This window comes from Falsigemmobacter faecalis, from assembly GCF_003863335.1.
GTDB lineage: Bacteria > Pseudomonadota > Alphaproteobacteria > Rhodobacterales > Rhodobacteraceae > Wagnerdoeblera > Wagnerdoeblera faecalis.
The window spans coordinates 18,572-35,548 of the sequence record NZ_RRAZ01000028.1; the positions used below are offsets into that span (position 1 = coordinate 18,572).

General features: G+C 61.7%; 23 protein-coding genes. 3 read left to right on the plus strand and 20 right to left on the minus strand.

Annotated elements, in window-relative coordinates; translation table 11 throughout:
- Positions 1-4: 4 nt before the first annotated feature.
- From EG244_RS15865 to EG244_RS15940, 16 genes are all read right to left on the minus strand, one after another.
- Positions 5-433 carry a DUF6950 family protein gene (locus tag EG244_RS15865; protein ID WP_124966160.1) on the minus strand — a complete coding sequence of 143 codons (429 nt, stop codon included), beginning with the start codon at positions 431-433 and terminating at the stop codon, positions 5-7.
- Positions 418-1,032, minus strand: coding sequence for a hypothetical protein (locus EG244_RS15870; protein WP_124966161.1), 615 nt, complete (start codon positions 1,030-1,032; stop codon positions 418-420). Before EG244_RS15870 ends, EG244_RS15865 begins: the two co-directional genes overlap by 16 nt.
- A gap of 3 nt (positions 1,033-1,035) precedes the next feature.
- Positions 1,036-1,662: a hypothetical protein gene (locus tag EG244_RS15875; RefSeq protein ID WP_124966162.1), complete on the minus strand. Its 627-nt coding sequence runs from the start codon at positions 1,660-1,662 to the stop codon at positions 1,036-1,038.
- Positions 1,662-4,238, minus strand: coding sequence for a tape measure protein (locus tag EG244_RS15880; RefSeq protein ID WP_124966163.1), 2,577 nt, complete (start codon positions 4,236-4,238; stop codon positions 1,662-1,664). The genes EG244_RS15875 and EG244_RS15880 overlap by 1 nt, the downstream gene beginning before the upstream one ends.
- 33 nt (positions 4,239-4,271) lie before the next feature.
- Complete coding sequence (locus tag EG244_RS15885) at positions 4,272-4,565, minus strand: hypothetical protein (RefSeq protein ID WP_124966164.1); 294 nt, start codon at positions 4,563-4,565, stop codon at positions 4,272-4,274.
- Positions 4,566-4,591: 26 nt separating this feature from the next.
- On the minus strand, positions 4,592-4,930 hold the full coding sequence (locus tag EG244_RS15890; RefSeq protein WP_124966165.1) for a GTA-gp10 family protein: 339 nt from the start codon (positions 4,928-4,930) through the stop codon (positions 4,592-4,594).
- Positions 4,931-4,933: 3 nt separating this feature from the next.
- Positions 4,934-5,362: a phage tail tube protein gene (locus tag EG244_RS15895; RefSeq protein WP_124966166.1), complete on the minus strand. Its 429-nt coding sequence runs from the start codon at positions 5,360-5,362 to the stop codon at positions 4,934-4,936.
- A 1-nt stretch (position 5,363) separates the two neighbouring features.
- The gene (gene gp17 / locus EG244_RS15900; protein WP_124966167.1) at positions 5,364-5,741 is read right to left on the minus strand and encodes a tail completion protein gp17; all 378 of its coding nucleotides are present in this window, start codon (positions 5,739-5,741) and stop codon (positions 5,364-5,366) included.
- 3 nt (positions 5,742-5,744) lie between these two features.
- Complete coding sequence (locus tag EG244_RS15905) at positions 5,745-6,203, minus strand: HK97 gp10 family phage protein (protein WP_124966168.1); 459 nt, start codon at positions 6,201-6,203, stop codon at positions 5,745-5,747.
- Positions 6,172-6,525: a head-tail adaptor protein gene (locus tag EG244_RS15910; protein WP_124966169.1), complete on the minus strand. Its 354-nt coding sequence runs from the start codon at positions 6,523-6,525 to the stop codon at positions 6,172-6,174. The genes EG244_RS15905 and EG244_RS15910 overlap by 32 nt, the downstream gene beginning before the upstream one ends.
- The gene (locus EG244_RS15915) at positions 6,522-6,830 is read right to left on the minus strand and encodes a head-tail connector protein (protein ID WP_124966170.1); all 309 of its coding nucleotides are present in this window, start codon (positions 6,828-6,830) and stop codon (positions 6,522-6,524) included. The genes EG244_RS15910 and EG244_RS15915 overlap by 4 nt, the downstream gene beginning before the upstream one ends.
- A 2-nt stretch (positions 6,831-6,832) precedes the next feature.
- Positions 6,833-7,198 (minus strand): hypothetical protein, encoded by a 366-nt coding sequence (locus EG244_RS15920; RefSeq protein ID WP_124966171.1) that lies wholly within the window; start codon positions 7,196-7,198, stop codon positions 6,833-6,835.
- 62 nt (positions 7,199-7,260) lie between these two features.
- On the minus strand, positions 7,261-8,457 hold the full coding sequence (locus EG244_RS15925) for a phage major capsid protein (RefSeq protein WP_124966172.1): 1,197 nt from the start codon (positions 8,455-8,457) through the stop codon (positions 7,261-7,263).
- A gap of 13 nt (positions 8,458-8,470) precedes the next feature.
- Positions 8,471-9,166 (minus strand): HK97 family phage prohead protease, encoded by a 696-nt coding sequence (locus tag EG244_RS15930; RefSeq protein WP_124966173.1) that lies wholly within the window; start codon positions 9,164-9,166, stop codon positions 8,471-8,473.
- A gap of 5 nt (positions 9,167-9,171) precedes the next feature.
- On the minus strand, positions 9,172-10,395 hold the full coding sequence (locus tag EG244_RS15935; RefSeq protein WP_124966174.1) for a phage portal protein: 1,224 nt from the start codon (positions 10,393-10,395) through the stop codon (positions 9,172-9,174).
- A complete protein-coding gene (locus EG244_RS15940) occupies positions 10,388-12,088 on the minus strand; it encodes a terminase large subunit (protein ID WP_124966175.1) in 1,701 nt (566 codons plus the stop codon). The genes EG244_RS15935 and EG244_RS15940 overlap by 8 nt, the downstream gene beginning before the upstream one ends.
- 99 nt (positions 12,089-12,187) lie before the next feature.
- On the opposite strand from EG244_RS15940, the gene EG244_RS15945 reads away from it, so the two are divergent.
- Positions 12,188-12,799, plus strand: a complete 612-nt coding sequence (locus tag EG244_RS15945; protein WP_124966176.1) for a BRCT domain-containing protein — start codon at positions 12,188-12,190, stop codon at positions 12,797-12,799.
- Between the two features lie 7 nt (positions 12,800-12,806).
- Here EG244_RS15945 and EG244_RS15950 read toward each other — a convergent pair whose 3' ends face one another.
- A complete protein-coding gene (locus EG244_RS15950; RefSeq protein WP_124966177.1) occupies positions 12,807-13,319 on the minus strand; it encodes a phage terminase small subunit P27 family in 513 nt (170 codons plus the stop codon).
- A gap of 155 nt (positions 13,320-13,474) precedes the next feature.
- Entirely contained in the window at positions 13,475-13,759 is a 285-nt protein-coding gene (locus EG244_RS15955; RefSeq protein ID WP_124966178.1) for a hypothetical protein, read from the minus strand.
- 454 nt (positions 13,760-14,213) lie between these two features.
- On the opposite strand from EG244_RS15955, the gene EG244_RS15960 reads away from it, so the two are divergent.
- Complete coding sequence (locus EG244_RS15960) at positions 14,214-14,684, plus strand: hypothetical protein (protein WP_124966179.1); 471 nt, start codon at positions 14,214-14,216, stop codon at positions 14,682-14,684.
- 161 nt (positions 14,685-14,845) lie between these two features.
- Positions 14,846-15,385, plus strand: coding sequence for a hypothetical protein (locus EG244_RS15965; RefSeq protein ID WP_124966180.1), 540 nt, complete (start codon positions 14,846-14,848; stop codon positions 15,383-15,385).
- Positions 15,386-15,664: 279 nt separating this feature from the next.
- On the opposite strand, the gene EG244_RS15970 is transcribed toward EG244_RS15965, so the two are convergent.
- Both EG244_RS15970 and EG244_RS15975 read right to left on the minus strand, forming a co-directional pair.
- Positions 15,665-16,087: a hypothetical protein gene (locus EG244_RS15970; protein WP_124966181.1), complete on the minus strand. Its 423-nt coding sequence runs from the start codon at positions 16,085-16,087 to the stop codon at positions 15,665-15,667.
- A 187-nt stretch (positions 16,088-16,274) separates the two neighbouring features.
- On the minus strand, positions 16,275-16,793 hold the full coding sequence (locus EG244_RS15975) for a hypothetical protein (protein WP_124966182.1): 519 nt from the start codon (positions 16,791-16,793) through the stop codon (positions 16,275-16,277).
- Between the last annotated feature and the right edge of the window lie 184 nt (positions 16,794-16,977).

Here is a 16,977-nt window from a genome sequence, read left to right on the forward strand (position 1 = left end):
AGCGTTATCCGATCTTAAAAGCTCTGAGCGCCCGCTCGCGCGGGATGCGACCCTGGCCGTGCTCGGTAAGAGCGATCAGCCCGGCGCTGTCGAAAAGCGCGAGCGCCTCGCCGATCGCGCCCTCTGAGGCGACCAGCGCGATATCCCCGAGATCCGCCTCATCGGGGGAGATCTCCGGCAGCCGCGCCGCCAGCGCCGCGCCGAGGCTCTCATGCCCCGCGGCGCGCAGGGCCCGCAAAGCGCCGCGCTCGCTGCGATATTGCCCGCGCCAGGCAGCGGCGAGATCTTCGCCGGTCAGCGCCAGCACCGCGCCGGACGCGAGGCCGAGGGCGCAATCCTGCCGCCCCCAGGCGAAGGGGGCGCGCCGCTGGCGGTCCAACTCTGCGCTGAGCCGCCCGCGCCAGTCAGACCGGCGTGTCAGTCTTTGAACCATTGCACAGACCTCGATCGGATGCTGGCCGAGTAGCGGCTGAAGGTGTCGAGCAGCGAGCGCCGCCGCTGATGCTCATCGGAGGACTTCGCCGGGTTAATCGCCAGGAGCTGCGTCATCAGCTCAGAGCGGATGGTGATCGTGACCCCGCCCTCGCTGCCCGCCGAGGGCGTCGAGATCGGCCCGGCGTCCACAATGCCGATCCATTCGATCTGCGGGGCTGAGGTCAGCGCGCCGCGCGTCCAGGTGGTGGCGTGGATTTCGCAATGGGCGAGCCGCAGATCATGGCCCCGCGCGAGCAGTTGCGCGAAGGGCGCGATCTGCGAGACCGTCACCGAGACGGGCCGGTCATTGAGATCGGCGCTGTAGACAATATCCTCGACCCGCAGCCCGCAGCCGCCGACATAGGTCCGCGAAACGGTGCTGCCGTCTGCGGCCTGCAGCGCCAGGGTGAGATCCTCATCCCCCGACCAGACGTTCAGCGATACCACCGCGCCGGTCTCGCGATCGCGGGCGGCGAAATGCACAAACATCGCAGGCGCAATGCCGCCCTCCCGGGCCGCCGCCAGAGAGGCCGCAAAGGCCGGATCATAAAAGCGCATGGGTTAAATCCGTTGCAGCAGCTGCAGCGCGCCGCCCGACGAAATGCCGCCGGGCAGAGAGGTGAAGGGCGTGTGACCACCGGGCGGGACAAAGGCGGTCATCACCGGGCGCAGGAGATTGGCCGAGGCCCCGGCCGAGATCCCGAGGGGCAGGTAAGGATAGACCGCCACGCCGGAGGCCACACCGGTATTGGAGGCCCATGTCTCATCTGAGACCTCCGCCAGATACTGACGGCCGCCGCCCCAGGCGACCGAGAAGCGATCACCGGGGCGCAGGACGTAATGCGGCGGCAGGCCGGTGAGCGTGACGCTCGCGCGATCTGAAGCGATGGCCGATACCACCACCGCATCGCCCGGATCATAGGGCGGCGCATAGGACGGATCCGCCCAGAGAAAGGTCCCCTGCGAACCGGCCAGCGAGCGCAGCAGGGCATCGATCCGGCGCGCTTCGAGCGTCCTGCAGGGCACCAGTTTGATACCGGCCTGCCAGAGCGGGCGGGCGAGCTCCTGAGCCCAGACCCGCCCGTCGCCGCTGCCGGACTGCTCATCGAAGCGCCTCAGCTCCTGCGTCGCCTCTGCGGCGCGCAGATGATCCGTCAGGGCTGCGAGCGCATAGGGAAAGGACGTCATTAATACCTCCTTGGATCTGCCAGGATGTCTTTCACGCGGTCGTTCAGCCCGCGATCTGCGGCCTGAACGATCTGCACCGATTGCCGCTCAGCTTTTTGCAGGATCTGCCCGACCAGATCGGGCGAGAGCTGCACCTGCAGGACGCTGGCTCCACCCTGAGCGGCCATGCTGTCGGCCATGCGCTTGCTGATGTCATGCGGGATCACCTGCGTGCCGCGTGGCAGGTTCATGATCTCGCCGCCCCGTTCATGCACCCGGGCGAAGCCGCCGGGCGCGGAGAGCGTCCCGTTGGCAAAGCCGAACATTTTCATCACGCCGGTGAGGAAGCCGCCGCCTGCCGTGCCGTTACCGAGCAGCGAGGTGAAGGCCTTTTGCGCCAGCATCTCCGCCAGCTTCGCGATGATGCTCGAGAGCACCTTTTTGAAGCTGCCGCCCTGCGTGATGAAATTGGAAAAGGCTCCGGTGATCGAGCTGCGCCATTCTTCCGTGGCCTCCTTCAGCTGCTTCATGCGGTCGATCTGCGTCACCAGCCCGGCGATCTGCTGGCCCTGGACGCTTTGCGCCTGCACCCCTGCCGCGCGCTGCTTGTCCCAGATCTCCGCATCGAGCGTCGACATGTTCATGGTGGCGGAAAGCTTTTCGGCTTCCTCGCGCAGGGCCTTCATGACCTTGGCGAGGTCGGAGATCTTTTCCTTCCCCTTCTTGCCTGCCGCAGCGACAGCATCGCCTGCAGGAATGATCGCAGGCGGGATCGCTGCCGCTTCCGTCGAGACGCCGAACAGCAGATCTTTCATCTTCTGCCAGGCAGGCATCGGACGGGCGGCTTCCGCCTCCAGCATCTTGCCCGCCTCGCGCCAGGCGGCAGACTCGCTGCGCAGGCTTTCCGATACGCCCTCGAGCCCCGAGGTGATGCCGCTGGGGTCAAAAGTGTTGGTATTGAAGCCCTCGATAAATGCGCCGGAGGCTGCTGCGCCGAGCCCCTTCAGCTGCTCTGCATAGGGGTTGTCAAACTCATCGAGCCTGACCTTGCCCGCCAGATCCAGCTTAGGCAGCCCGAGCTTATCCCCGATCCAGCTGTCAGAGATGCTGGCAGCAAAGCTGTCAATCGCGCCTGCGAGACCTTTCAGCATGGTCTCCACCGCAGAGATCATCGCATTGGCCGCACCGATCGCCGCTGCCCCGACGATTGTCGGGAGGCTGTCCCAGAGCACTTTCACAACATCGATCGCACCGCGCCAGACACCGATGTAGCGATTGGCGAAGCCGACGCCCGCCACGACGATGCCGGAGAAGATCTCCACCGCCCCGGCCTTAATCACCAGCCAGACCGCCTGAACCCGGGAACTCATGGCCATGAGGTGAGAATGCAGCCGCGAGAACGCCTGACCGCCCACCTCAGTCACCAGCCCCCAGGCCGCCGAGAAGCTTCCCATTTTGCTGGTCAGGGTCATGAGCGCGCCTACGAGGGTGCCCGCACCAACCACAAGTGCGCCAAAGAGTGTCGGCAGAATAGCTGCTTTAAGCGTGTTCCATGCACCCGCCAGCAGCTTGACCGAAACCCCGGCCAGTGCCGCCGCACGGCTCTGCGCGCCAAGGCGCATTTCCAGCGCGATGCTTTGCTGTACGGCTCCGCGCATGGCAGCCACAGCCGTCACGCCGATGCTGACCGCATAGCGGGTGGCAAAAGCCACACCGACCACCGCTGCCATCCCTGCCAGCGATTGCAGCGCAAGAATGATCACGCCGGAGTTATCCGAGATCGCACTCGCGACCCATTCGATGCCATCCGCGATCGTCACCAGAGCATTGGCCACGCTCCCCGACGCCCCGGAGACCTGATCAAAAACGCCAATCAGGCGCAGGAAGGCGTTAGAGAGCAGCGTGAAGCCATCCCCGATGGTCGCGGGCATCTCTGCAGCTTCCTCGCGCAGCTGCTCGAGGCTGCCGATCAGCGCACCCGAGATCACCGAGGCGGTGATCTTGCCCTTAGATCCGACAGCGCGTAGCCCGCTCACCGTGGTGCCGAGCTTATCGGCCAGCGCCTGAGCCACGCGCCCGCCATGCGCCAGCACCGAGTTCAGACCATCGCCTGAGAGCTTGCCGGTCGCCATGGCGACTGCAAGCGCGTTCTGGACGCTGGCCGCGCGCTCACCTTTTGCGCCCGACACCACCAGAGCATTGTTGAGGGCTTCGGTGTAATCGAGCTGCTTGTCGGTGGTATAGCCGAGATCCGCCAGCGCGGTGCGGTTTGCAATGAAGGCCTCAGCGGTCTGACCCAGATCAGAATAGCTGGCCCGCGCCATCTTAGAGATCCGGTCCATAATCTCAGGGGCCAGTGCCAGACTCCCCACGGCCATGCCGACACGCGAGGACAGATCCGACCATTTATCAGCCGCATCCTTGATCGCGTTGACGGCAAAGTAGCCCGCCAGCAGCCCCCCGGCAGACTTTGCCATTTTGACCAGCGAGCTGTGAAAGCCCGACATCTGGCCGTCAGCTTTTTTAATGCCACTGCTGAATTGAGCGCTATCCAATCCAAGGTTAACGCGCAGAGCGCCAATCACAGAAGATGCCATGTCAGGCCTCCGGGGGATTTGTTGAAGATCGGGCTAGGCAGCCTCGATCGCGGTTGCGCCCCAGGCTGCGGCGAGCGCCCGGAGGAACCCTTCCTGATGCTCGGGCGTCTGAGGCTGGACTTCCCTGCCGCCGTGCTCCGGAAAGACCTTCTCAAAGGCCGGGAGCTTGCCCACGAAGGCCGCACCTGAGAGCGCTGCCGTCTGCCATGCCAGCCGGTTCTGCAGATCAATCTGCAGCTCGATCCGGCCCCTGGCCCCGCGCATCAGGGCCGAGAAGAGGCGCGGGGTCAGTTGCCAGAAGCCGTCCGGATCAAACCCCGCCGCCACATAGTCCGACAGCAGGGAGAGGTAGTTTATTTCGCCCGCGCTTTCCCGCGCGGGCGCGGGGCGTTTCCCGGTTCGTCCTCCGGGCTGGCAGCGGTGGCCGCGCGGATCAGGGCATCCTGATTTTCCCCGAGGATGCGGCCTGCGGTCTGCAGATCGATCTCGGGGGCTTCCTGCCGCAGGCCCGCCCACATCAGCGCGCGCAGATCGCTGGCGGTGACGTCCCCGCGCTCGAGGCCTTCCAGAGCCTGCAGAGCATTCTTGCCGGTCTCGCCTTCAAAGTCGCACAGCGCGTTAAAGTCGAGGCGCAGCGTCCAGTTGCGCCCGGCGTGGGTCAGGGCGATCTCGCCCTTAAACGGATTGGCCATGGATTAACCTGCGGAGACAGTGGTGAGGGTGGCCTTGCCCGAGGCCTTCACGGTGAAGGTGGCCGACATCTTGTCGTCCTTCACCAGCTCGCCGATGGCGTATTCAGTCGGGATGCCGTGGAAATCGAGCGCGGTGGTGCCGCTGGGAAACAGGATACGATAGTCACCCTCTTCAGCCTCAAAGGCCGTCACCAGCACATCGGCCACCATGGGCACAAAGTTGATGGTGATCACCGCCTCGCCGGTTTCTTTCAGCCCGGCGATAAACTCCTTTGTTTTATCATCCGACCCGAGGTGCGTGACGTCGATCGTCTCGCGGCTCATGTTCGGGACTGAGATCGAGACGACCTCCGCCACCATGACATAGGTGTCGCCGGCCCCTTTGATGCCGAACTTCGAATTAAAGCCAATCGAAGCTTTTGATTTAGCCATATCAGGCCCTCCAGAAAATGTTGAAATCCTGAGAAAATCGGCAGGGGCGACCGCTGGCCGCCTCCGCGCTGGTCTCGCGGGTGCCCTCAAGAAAGACGCCCCGGAACTTGTCGTCTGAATAGCCGTTCAGAAGAGCGGCAATCGCGCGCGAGGGCGCCCGCGCGTCGCCCCGATCGGGCGCATAGCTGTCGATCTGCACACGGTATTCGTGAAGCCCGTCAGGCCCCGCCAGATCCGCCCCCTCTCCGCCGCCCACAAGGGTGAGGACCAGATAGGGATAGGCCGTCCCCTGCGGCGCGCGGCCCCAGAAGATCCTTTCTTTCATGTGTAAAAATACGGCCGCGTCTGAGCGCAGCAGATACCAAAGATCTTCATCCATGGCTCAAACCTCCCAGCCGTTCTTTTTGGCCGTTCGGCGGGCCTGTGCCTCAATCTGTCGCCACATTTCATCGCCGAGCCGATCCAGGGTGGCGCGCCCCTCGGCATCCCAGGCCGGGCGCAGGAAGGGTTGCGCTACGTGGTTTTCGTTGCCGAACTCCTGGTTGTGCGCCGACGACAACGGCCCGGCCCCGACGAACACTTCGACGGAGGCTTTGTCGCTCCGAAAAGCTTTGCGGTGCAGCTTCTTTTGCCGCTTAGAGAGCTTTGTGCTCACCCCTACCGAAGGGGACAGTTCTGGCTTAGGCCCTTTGGGTGCCATAGCCTGCGCCTTGTCCGCGACCGGCTTCGCTGCCTTGATCAGGGATCTGCGCATGACGACCTTTGCGGTGGCCTTCTTTTCAATGCCCTTCAGCGCCTGCTCGATTTCTTTAAAGCCCTTGGTCCTGATTGTTATCTTCATGATCGAGCCTCGCCTCTGCGGTGATCTCCAGCCGGTCGCGGCGCCCGACTTCTTTGATCCCGGTGATCTCGTAAGTCAGCCCGCCTTCGGTGAGGCGATCCGTCGGTCTGATGCCGCGCGACATCACTGAGGACCGCACCACGAAGCGAGAGACCACAGTGCTCTGCACGGTCCCGGCCACGGCCTTTTCACCATCTGAGGCATCCTTGCGGGACGCCCAGAGGGTGGCGATTTCGGACCAGGTGGTGACGGTCCCGAGCCCTGTATTCGTCAGGGCCGCACGGCGGATGGCGATGCGCCGGTCCAGCGCGCCCGCGCTCACCTGGTTTGCTCCCGATCCCACCTGCGATAGGGGGCGATCAGCGCATCAACTGTCAGCGGAAGGCTGGTGGCAATTGTGCCGGTGACCACGGCTTCACGGTGCTCGTAAAGGTGACCAGCCCACAGCAGGGCCGCCGATTTCAGCGCAGAGGTCAGAGCCTGCTGGCCCTCACCGTCACCGAGTGCAACGCCAATGCGCTGAGAGATCGCCTCCTCTGCGGCATCGAGATAATGTTGGGCCAGCTCATCGTCATCGCCGCTCAGCCTCTGGTGTTCTTTGAAGAGTAATAGCGGGGTCAGCGACATGGCTATACCTCAGCGTCGGGGTCGGGGATCGGCGCGAGAGCGTGATACTCATACACGGCCCTGCCCTGGCTGTTCCGAAGCCGCTCCCGCACGCCGATGACGGCACCGATGTGCTCGGTATCGAGATAAAGCCCGGCCTCGTCCACGGGCTCTCCGGGTTCGCCATCGGTCAGCCAGACGGCGGTATAGTCCGGATCGGGGTGCCCTTTGTAGGTCGAGGCTGTGTAGTGGATCGTCTGCCCCACTTTCAACGTGCCGGTGATCACCCCCTCAGAGGTGAAGGTCGGCGCAGCAGGCAATTCGCCATGTTCGCCGAGATAGCCCATCACATTGGCATAGTTGCGTTTGTGGTCATGCTTGGTGCGCATTTGCGTCTCCTGCTCGCATGGGAAGCAACGGCCCCTCAGGGCCGCTGCTGCGGTCGGGCTGGTCAGGCGGTCACATCGTCGAGCGCGTCTTCGAACGAGCCCTTGATGAAGGCCTCGGGGCGGTACACCGCGAGCGCCAGACGCTCTTCGGCCAGAATGGTCACGAGGTTTTTCGTGAAGTTCTGGTCGTCTTCGGTCGAGATGGTGACGGTGGCCTCTTCGCGATCGAAGACCTGCGCGCCAAGCTGGAAGGCCCCGACAAGGAAGTCGTCTGCGACCATCGCCTGGGTGTCGATCACCGGCAGGCCCCACAGACGCTTGGCGATGCTGCCCGAGGGGTCTGACATCAGATAGTTGCCGCCCATGTCCTTGGTCAGTTCAATGCCTGCCCAGTCAGTCGGGTGCAGCACGATGCCGTTTGCGGGATATTCCGCGAGGAAGGCCTGCAGCATGGCAAGGCGGATCACGTCGACTTTGGTGGCACCGGCAAGCCCGGTGATCGGTGAGCTGAAGGTGGTGGCCTGCGTGAAGATGCCGTTCAGTTCAGTCCCCGAACCATCCCCATTCAAAAGCTGATCTTCTTCTTTGTACATCAGGCCATAGCGCAGCCGCCCGTCCAGGTAGCTTTGCAGCATGGGCACATCGTCGAGGATCTGCTTCGTCGCCTGCACCCAATGCGCGATGGTCGTCACGCCGGTCGTCATCAGATCGAATTTGATATCGGACTGCGGCTTGCGGGTGCCCGCCGTTTCCGTGTGGGTCGCGGCCGCAATGGTGAAGCCGGTTTCTTTCACATATTGGATCGCGTTCGAGCTGGTGTTGCCCGGCGTCAGCAGGTCGCGAATGGTCATGCGGCGCTGCACCGGATCGATCAGCCCGCGCCGGTCGGGCACGATCAGATCGCCGGCCGAGCCATTGGCATCGGTGGTCAGCGACGAGATGATGGCCTTCACATCGATCGAGACGCTGCCACGGCGCGAGGAGGCCATGAAATTCTTGACGTCGTCGGTTTCGACAACGCGGGCGCCGAAGGATTTGCGCTGCTCGGGCTCCTGCGGACCGCGCGCCATCTTTTGCTCAATTTCGGTGGTACGCGCCGCAATTTCGTTGTGCTTGACCATGGCCTCGTCGGCCTTCTGTTTGGTCTCTGCCGTCACCTTGCCGAGGTTCTTGACCTCAGTGTTGGTGGTTTCGGCCACGCGCTTCACTTCGTCGGCTGCGGTCTTCAGCTCGACGGCCAGTTGTTTGATGTCGTCCATGTTTGGGTGATCCTTAGCTGGACAGGGATTTGAGGGACGCCAGCGCTTCTTTCAGCGCGGTCAGTTCCGGTTCATTCGCCTTACCCTCGGGCTCACCCCGAATGGCTTTCGCATAGCCGACAGAGGCGATCTGTGTGGCCATGGCTTTCGGAACCCCTGCCTCGCGCAGGATGTCCTCAAAATTCTTCACCGGCAGCGGCTCGCCGTCGCGCAGGCGTCGCGCAAACTCTTCAAGATCGGCGGCCAGCGCTTCCGACTTCACGCCGGTGATCAGGGCTTTGGGGTTCGCGGGCATTGCCGTGAGGCTGATCTCCACAAGATCGACCTCTTTGAGCTTATAGGCGTTGCCCGACGGCTCGCCCTTGATGGTGCGATAGCCGATGGAAAGGCCGCGCACCGCACCGGCTTTCAGGAGCGCATGCGCTTCGCGGCCCTTGGTGGTTTCGAGCACGAGACGCCCCTTGCCGCGCAGCCCTTTGCCGTCCTCCTCCAGATCTTCCCAGACCCCGATGGGCTCCGAGGGGTTGTGGTTCCACAGCATGAGGGGGCTGGTCTTTTCGCGGGTGTGGCGCGCGAGAGACTTCGCAAAGGCGCCGGGGTCGATGATGTCACCGACCCGGTCGAGATTGCCGAAGACCGCGCCATAGCCGACAAACGTGCCCTCCTCCGACACGTCTTTGACGTGCAGGTCAAACGCTTTGGTGTGCATGTGAATTACTCCTGCGGCTGCTTGCCGAGCGGGACGTTTTGCGACTGGACTGTGAGGGTGTCCCCGCCGTCCATGGGCGGCAGGTTTTCCAGCCGCCGCACCTCGTTTCGGGTCATGATCCCGTTTTGCACCATGACGGTGTAGAAGCCGGCGCGGGCAGCGCTGTCGGTCCGCAGCAGGCCTTCGACCTTAAACTCCGGCTTCAGACGCGCGCGCGCTTCGGGGGCGATCAGGCTGCGCTGAACCGCCTGTTCGATCCGGCGAAGGTAGGGGCCGAGAGCGAAGGTCAGGAATGCAATAAGCTGCTGCTCCAGCCCGGAGCCCCAGCTGGTGCTTTTCTCGGTATGGCCGACCATGAAGGGCGGGACCCGGAACCAGCGGCAGATCTCTTCGACCTGAAACGCCCGGGTCTGCAGGAACTGGCTGTCCTCCGGTGTCATGGTGACGGTCTGAAATTTCAGCCCCGCTTCCAGCACCATGATGCCGCCGGCCTTCTCCGATCCGATAAAGGGCTCGACGATGTTCTCGCGCAGCTGCTGGCGCTGATCGGGCTTCAGGAGCTGCTCTGACGTGAGGATACCCGAGGGCCGCGCACCATTGGCAAAGATAGAACCCGCCAGCTCCTCGGTCGCAATCGCGGTGCCGATGGTCTGGCGCGCGAAAGCGATGGGCGAAAGGCCGGTATCGCCCGCCCCGCCAAACCCGCGCACGTGGAATATCTGATCCTCGCGATATTCGCCCTTCGCTTCCTTGCCGGTATAGCGGTAGACCAGCGCCCCTTGGGTGTTCCGGCTCACCGCCATCTTATCCGCTGCCAGCGGAGTCAGGGCGATCAGCCGGGCGCCCATCATCTCCTTGCGGGCATAGGCATTGCCGAAGAGGCAAAGCGAGATCGTCACACCTTCCCAGAACTCGACCGCCGTATTGTCGGCATTGGGCGCGCGCAGCAGCAGGGGATGCAGCGGGTCATTCATTGCCACCATGCGCTGCCCGTCGTCCGAGGTCTCATAGAGCACCAGCGGCAGGGTCGCGACCGTCTCTGAGATCAGGCGGATGCAGGCCCAGACGGTCGAGAGCTGCATGGCGCTGTCGACGGTGACCGTTTTGCGCGCCACGGTTGATGTCCCGGTGGGGCGAACCACCGGGTCCATTTTGACGTGCCGGACCGGATCCACCTTGCCGGTGATCAGCCGCGCCGCGGCACGCAGGCGTTGAGGAATATTAGCCAAGGCTCACCACCGGGTCAGAGAGGAAGTCATCGAGGTTCCCGGCGCCCTCCTCATCGAGAAGCCAGCGACCGAGGGCCATCATGCAGGCCACCGGCCCGTCGATCTTGTTCTCAGCCCGCTGTTTGGTCGGGCTGTGGATGTCGCTTGTCCGCGAGCGGCTCACCACATTGGAGAGCATCCAGGCGAAGGGCGCGGAGCCGTCGTGGTAAAGCTTCCGGTCAACGATCAGCGCATCCATTTTGCGCATCGGCTCATTCATGAAGGTGGGCCGGTTCGGGAAGTCGATGCAGGCCACGTCCTGCTCCATCAGCTCCACCGCCATCTGCCGCGAGTGCAGCGGGTCAAAGGCGACCTCCCGCACTTTGAAGCGGGCGCAAAACTCCAGAATATCCGCGAGGATCTCCCGGTCGTCTGTGACCGCGCCTTCGGTTTCTATCAGCAGGCCTTCATCGCGCCATGTCCGGAAATGCTCATTCTCCGGCCGCTCGATGGTCTCGGACGGCAGATAATAAAAGCCGAAGCGCGCATAGCCATCGAGATGGCGGAAGGTCAGCTCAACAGCGGTGAGGTCGGTCTTCTCGGCAAGGTCGATGCCGATGATGCATTCCTGCCCCTCAAACTGGCTGAGGCTGACCGGCGCGCCGTTCTGTTTCGGATCTGCGGCAGCCTGATAGCGCAGGACGTTGAAGTAAGCCTCCTTTGCCGAGATCCAGATGTTGAGGTGTTTGGTCTTGAACGCCCCCGCCTTGCGGGGGCTGGTCATGGCCTCCGACTGACGCGCCAGCAGGAAGTCCTCAAAGACCGAGATCCCGAAGTTCGGGTTGGCCTTACGCAGCACCTGTGGGTCCGTCCAGTCGTCGCCTTCATCAACGCCATAGATCAGCGCGAAAAGCTCATCATCCGCCCGCGTGCCCTCCAGCATCGCCTGGGCTTCCTGCTGCATCGAGTAGCAAGGGCCCGCGATATTGTCGCCCGCCGTGGTGATCACCAGCATCAGCGGCTGTTCACGCGCGCCCATCCCGGTTTCCATGGTCGAGTAGAGCACGTCGGTCGGGTGCTCGTGATACTCATCGACGATGGCGCAGCTGGGCGAAGCCCCGTCCCCCGGTGTCCCGATGACAGCCTCGAAGCGAGAGCCATTGCCCAGAACGTGCAGGTTCTTTGCGTTCACGCTCAGGCCGAAGTGGCTGAGTAGCGCCGGCGACTTCTGGGCCATCAGCTTCGCGGGGCGGAACACCTCCCATGCCTGTTTCTCAGTGGTGGCGCCGGAATAAACTTCCGCGCCGTGCTCACCGTCTGCCACCAGCATGTAAAGACCGATCCCGGCCGCGAGCGCCGACTTCCCGTTTTTCCGGGGCACCAGCAGGAGCAGTTTGCGAAAGCGCCGGAGCCCGTCCTTCTTCCGGACCCAGCCAAAGGCCGCGACGATAAAGAAGATCTGCCAGGGTTGCAGCCTGAGTTTCTCGCCCTTCGCCGCCCATTTGCCCTTGGTATGGGGCATCATCTCGATGAATTTGGCGACCTTTGCGCCCTTCTTCGCATCGAAGGTGAATTTGAAATCCTTGTCCGACTGCCAGTCCAGATCGTCGAGGTGACGCTGACAGGCGAGGCGGATGTATTTGTTCGCCGGGATGCGCCCTGCGATCACGTCACGCGCGTAGGCCTCAGCGGTCGCGGCATATCCAACCTTCATGTCGAAGACCTTCAGTCTTGCCGCCCTCTCGTGCCGCTTTGATTGACACAACGCTCACCAAGCGGCGACGTTGAGAGCGTGGAGAAAACGGGGGGAATCATGACGGATGCAGCACGGGCGGGACAATTTCTGGGCCAGCGAATTAATGAAAAACAAACTCATGAAGTCATTGGGCTCGCCAGGGGGTTACTGGCAGATGGCCATCTGAGCGATCATGAGATTCACTTTCTGCATAAGTACCTGGTGGCCAGTGAAGCCGCGCAGACCAATCCACTCGTCTCCAGGCTGGTTCAGCGGGTCAAAGAAGCCGTTGCGGATGGGCTGATCAGTGAGGAGGAGAGGACCGACCTCACAGCTATTATGACATCCCTGACTGCAAACGACTTTGAGCTGGGTGAAGTGCTTAAGGCTACCTCACTTCCTTTGTGCGTACCCGCGCCTGCGCTCAATTTCACGGATGCCCGCATCTCCTTCACCGGAACATTTGTGTTTGGCAAACGACACGAATGCGAAACTGCGGCTGCGGCCTTGGGGGCGATTTGCGGGAACTTGACCCAAAAGACCCGTTATCTCGTGATCGGTGAGTACGCGACAGAGAGCTGGAAGTTCTCCTCATTCGGTAACAAAATCATGCAGGCCGCTGAATGGCGCGACAGGGGTGTTCCCATCAACATCGTCTCTGAGCAGCACTGGCGGAAATACCTCGCCTGAGCCCTTCTCATATCGCATCATCCAGCCCTGCAAATGGGTTGGCCTCCGGGGCCTTGCCTGCGCTGACCTTGGAGCGCGCCGAGGGTGTCAGGCCGAACTCTGCCAACAGGCTTTGAGCGTGGCGCATGGCTTCGTTGCGCATCGACACTTCGGGTCGTGCTTTTACGAGCCCGCCGTCGCTGGTGTAGGTCCGGCCCTCATCTTCGACCACGATGGTGAGGATCTCGATCTCTTCCAGCCGGGACGCGCAAATAGCCAGCGCGTGCATATCATCCGGGGAGGCGATCCCCATGCCGTGCAAGGTCCCGCTGATCTGGTCGAAGATCTCGGCTGCCCGACCTGAGAGCCACGCCGGAGCGACAGCACACCCCTTGTTTGCAGCCGGCGCTTGCGGATTCATCCGACTCTTCTGGGCAGTTCCGGAGACCACTTTCAGGTGGTCAGGTTTGCGCTTCCTGCCCGCCATTCCGACCTCCAAAAAAATGTTTTCATTTTGCACGCGCAAAAAGGTGACGCCCATCGCCGGTCCCGAACAGAATGTCCTGGACTTTGACCCTCCCCCCGCCCTCAGATCGGCCGATTTTTCGGGGTCAGAGTTTCAGGTCGTATGGGAGTGATAAAATAGCGGCACTGCAGCATCGTGCTGCCCCGCAGCATTGAGCGCCGGCTGTGCGCTCATCTCGCGCGGCTGCCGCAAGCTACGATGCCGGGCAGCGCGGCTTTGATCTTGTCGGCAACGGCTTGTGCTACCGTCTCCCCCAGTTCGCGAGTGTCGACCGTAACCTCAACAGTCTCGGCTTCGTGGCCGAACTCAGCGTTCAGTGCAGCGATGACTGTCCGTGTGATGCGGCCCGCCTCAGCTGTGGTCAGCTCATCAACAGCCACGCGCAGTGCGTCTCGTCCGTTGGGGCCAATGATCACGCCACCCGGCATTTCGATAAATCCGTTGAGAGCTCTCATCCTTGCCCTTTCGTTTCCTTACCCACGCCAGCAGCGCCTCACCGGTGAGCCGGGCCTCTGCCCGTTGCTTCTCGCCATCGTGGTGTCGCTTGCACAGGCTGGTGAATGTGTTGCGCCAGAACAGATCCGGGTCGCCCTCGTGGGGCAGATCATGGTCGAGCACTGTGGCTGGCACCACGCGCCCATCGGCCAGACAGTACTCGCACAGGGGCTGCTGCCTCAGTTGTTGCAGGCGGAAGCGCTCCCACTCTGCAGTGTAGCCACGCTCGCGGGCGCTGCCGCGATCCTCACGTGCCTTTGGTTTGTGACGGGGGACGGGCTTGTGCGCCGACCCTGACCTCGGGAGGCCGTGGCGGCCGGGTGCCAGAGCCATCAATCAACCTCCGCCTGCGATTTGCTTTGAATTAAATCATAGCGCGATTAGTTTGATCGAAGTTCGCCAGGGGAGATCGCTATGGACTGCGACTATGAGTTTGTTTTGTCGAGCAAGGTCGAGCTTGGAGATTGGATCAAGGTGTCCGATGGATGCCTGAGCCTCGTGCTTAGCGACCCGCCCAAAGAGGATAGTCTTGTGCTGGCCGACATCGATCCGAGCGGCAGGGCGGTTTCGACTTGCTGGAGTCGCTTCAGGTCGCGGCATGTCACGCGGCTCGTGAAGCCATTCATTCGAGTTGGCGCAGTCGGTCAAGCCAGCTCTAAATATGCCGATTGGGATTTCCCTTTAGCGCTTACTAGCGAGGGGATCATCTTGCGTGTAGGCGCATCGCCCGAAGGCGTGAGCTCCGTCCTATACCACGAGCTTGTTTCAAATACTGGCACTAAGATCAGACCTGAGAGTTACGCGCCAATTCAGGCCTTCACGCTCTGGGCCAGCCATGAGGCGATGACTCGATCTGAAGATCCTCTGATTCACTACAGGGCCTGATCCCCTTCAAGAGACACGCCTGCTACCCGCGAAGTGGCCAAAGCCGAACGCCCGGAAGGGGACCGCAGGGAGGCGTGTCGCTGGAAGGGGGAAAATTTTAAGAGGCGCCAGTTGCCGCGCGCACGCTGTCTCGAATTTATACCATCGATTAAAGGGCAACTATGGAAAAAGTGGATTGGGCTCTGCTGATTTCTATCCTGAGCTTCTGCGCTGCGACTGCCAGCGCGTTTTATACGCGGCGAATGGCAGTGCAGGATGCTCAAAGGATGAAAAGAAAATCGCCGATTTTGGAGGTTTTAAGCTCTAACCCACTAAGAAGAATGATCGGAAGTCCACTTCGTGGCGGAGGATATGTTGACATCGAGGGTTATTGGGAAACACGCGTCACAATCAGGAATTTGGAGCCAACAGCTAGGCTCAAGATTAATGCGATTGCAGCGCGTCGCGGCGTTCTGATTTCAGATCGGCCTAGCTTAGAAGATCCGGACAAACCATCCTATGATCGGCCGCTTCAGTTTCCACTCCCGAGTGACGCGTTCCGCTCCAAAATTAGATTGGGATACAGCATCGAAGTGTTTGGCACGCCACACCGCCAGCCATCGGGCGGTGACGCAGTATATCCGCTGATTTATTCAAAGTCGAAGCTGGCTCCATCAGATCTTAAGCTCGACTGGGAATGGCTTGACGGTCAACCTAAGTAACCGCCCGACCACAGGGACAGAGCGATGGAGGTAGCGCTAAGAGCTACCGAAAACAGGCTGACTAAGTAAGCCCGCTTCATAGGGCGAATGGCGCTCCAAGCCTTCATCGGACACTCCTCTTGAGGATGACGACGGGATAGGCCGTCCTCCCGGCCAGCTGTAGCTGGACTCAAACCCGGATGCTGCGGAGATGAGACCGCGCAGAGCCGGAAACGCAAAGCGCCCGAGCGGAGTTTTCCATTCGGGCGTCATGGCATTTATTATCAATTAGTTAGGTGATCACTGGCCAGATTTTCTTTTCCGGTTTTCTTCCATCTGCTCAAGGAATTCCTCGACGCCATTATAAAAATTGAAATGACATTCAACTTCGCCCGACGGATAAAGAATAGCATCGTGGTTATTGTTATCCGCAAAGATTGGCCGCGCACCTACTGCAGTCAAACGCCACGCGACAATTGGTATCCTACTACATCCAACGACTTCATCGGTTTCGCTGTCATGGGTGGTCATTAAGCCAAAGATGCCCGTAGTATCGGCTATCACTGGCCCCATGAATTCCACTAAATCTTGATATTTGTCGTGAGTCTGCGCTCGGTTATTGCCTTTATTAAAAATCGCCTCACCGTAGCCTGACTCAAGCCTCCGGATCTCATTGATATCGGCTACTGACAGAAGCCCCCGCTCCGTCTCAATAAACTGCATCTTACTTCTCCTGGCTGAATACAGCCTAGAGTATCTACCGCTATCAAATTAAAACAAGGCGGCTCGATCTATCGCGTAAGATGTAATGCGCCCGAGGCAGGGGCTCTGCTTCGGGCGGCTCCAGATGCAACCTTTCTCGGTCGCGCCTCTGGCGATTTTTCATTTCTGGCACCTTTAGACGCGCCTGTCAACTGATTGCGTCCAGCCCTGCCCGAAGCCGCTGCATGTGGCGCTCCCGCTGCGGCATGTTCCCGTGCCAGACTGGCTGATCCTCCAGCACCACGCGCTGCATCACGGGCTTGCTGGCGGCAGGCACTTCTGCCCATGCCCTTCGAAATTGCTCGCGAGCGTCGACCTTGGCAGCCTGCGGGTCAAAGCCGTCCGTTGCCTTGCCCCCGAAGATGGCAGCCAGCGGGTCGCGGTCCGGGAAGCCTTCTGCAGCACGGGCCAGGCGTTCTGCTGCCAGAAGCTGGGTCTCGGTCAGGTCGCCTTTGCGGGCATAGAGCTGAACCCATGTCTGCCGGCGCTTCCGTTTGCCACCAGTCAGCACCTCCCTGCCCGTTTCCTTGTCTTCAGCCGTGGCAGGCTCGACCCGCAGACGGATCTGGTTTGCAGGGCCCTCTGCGCCGCGGTCCCATTGCGGGAGCGTGACCGGGGCAGCCTTCGCCTTTCGGCCTTTGCGGCTCGGGAAGGTCATAGCGTTCATGTCTCACTGTCCTGTGGTGTTTTTATGGGCGGGCCTTAGTGGCCCTGCTCCGACTTTACGGCGCCAGCTTCAAAGAGCACGGACAGCAGCCAGATCGGCACATCCTCTGGCGACCCAAAACAATGCTGCGCCTCGACACGCGCACAGTAGATCTGCCGCGGCCAAGTAGCCGTGTAGAAAGCCA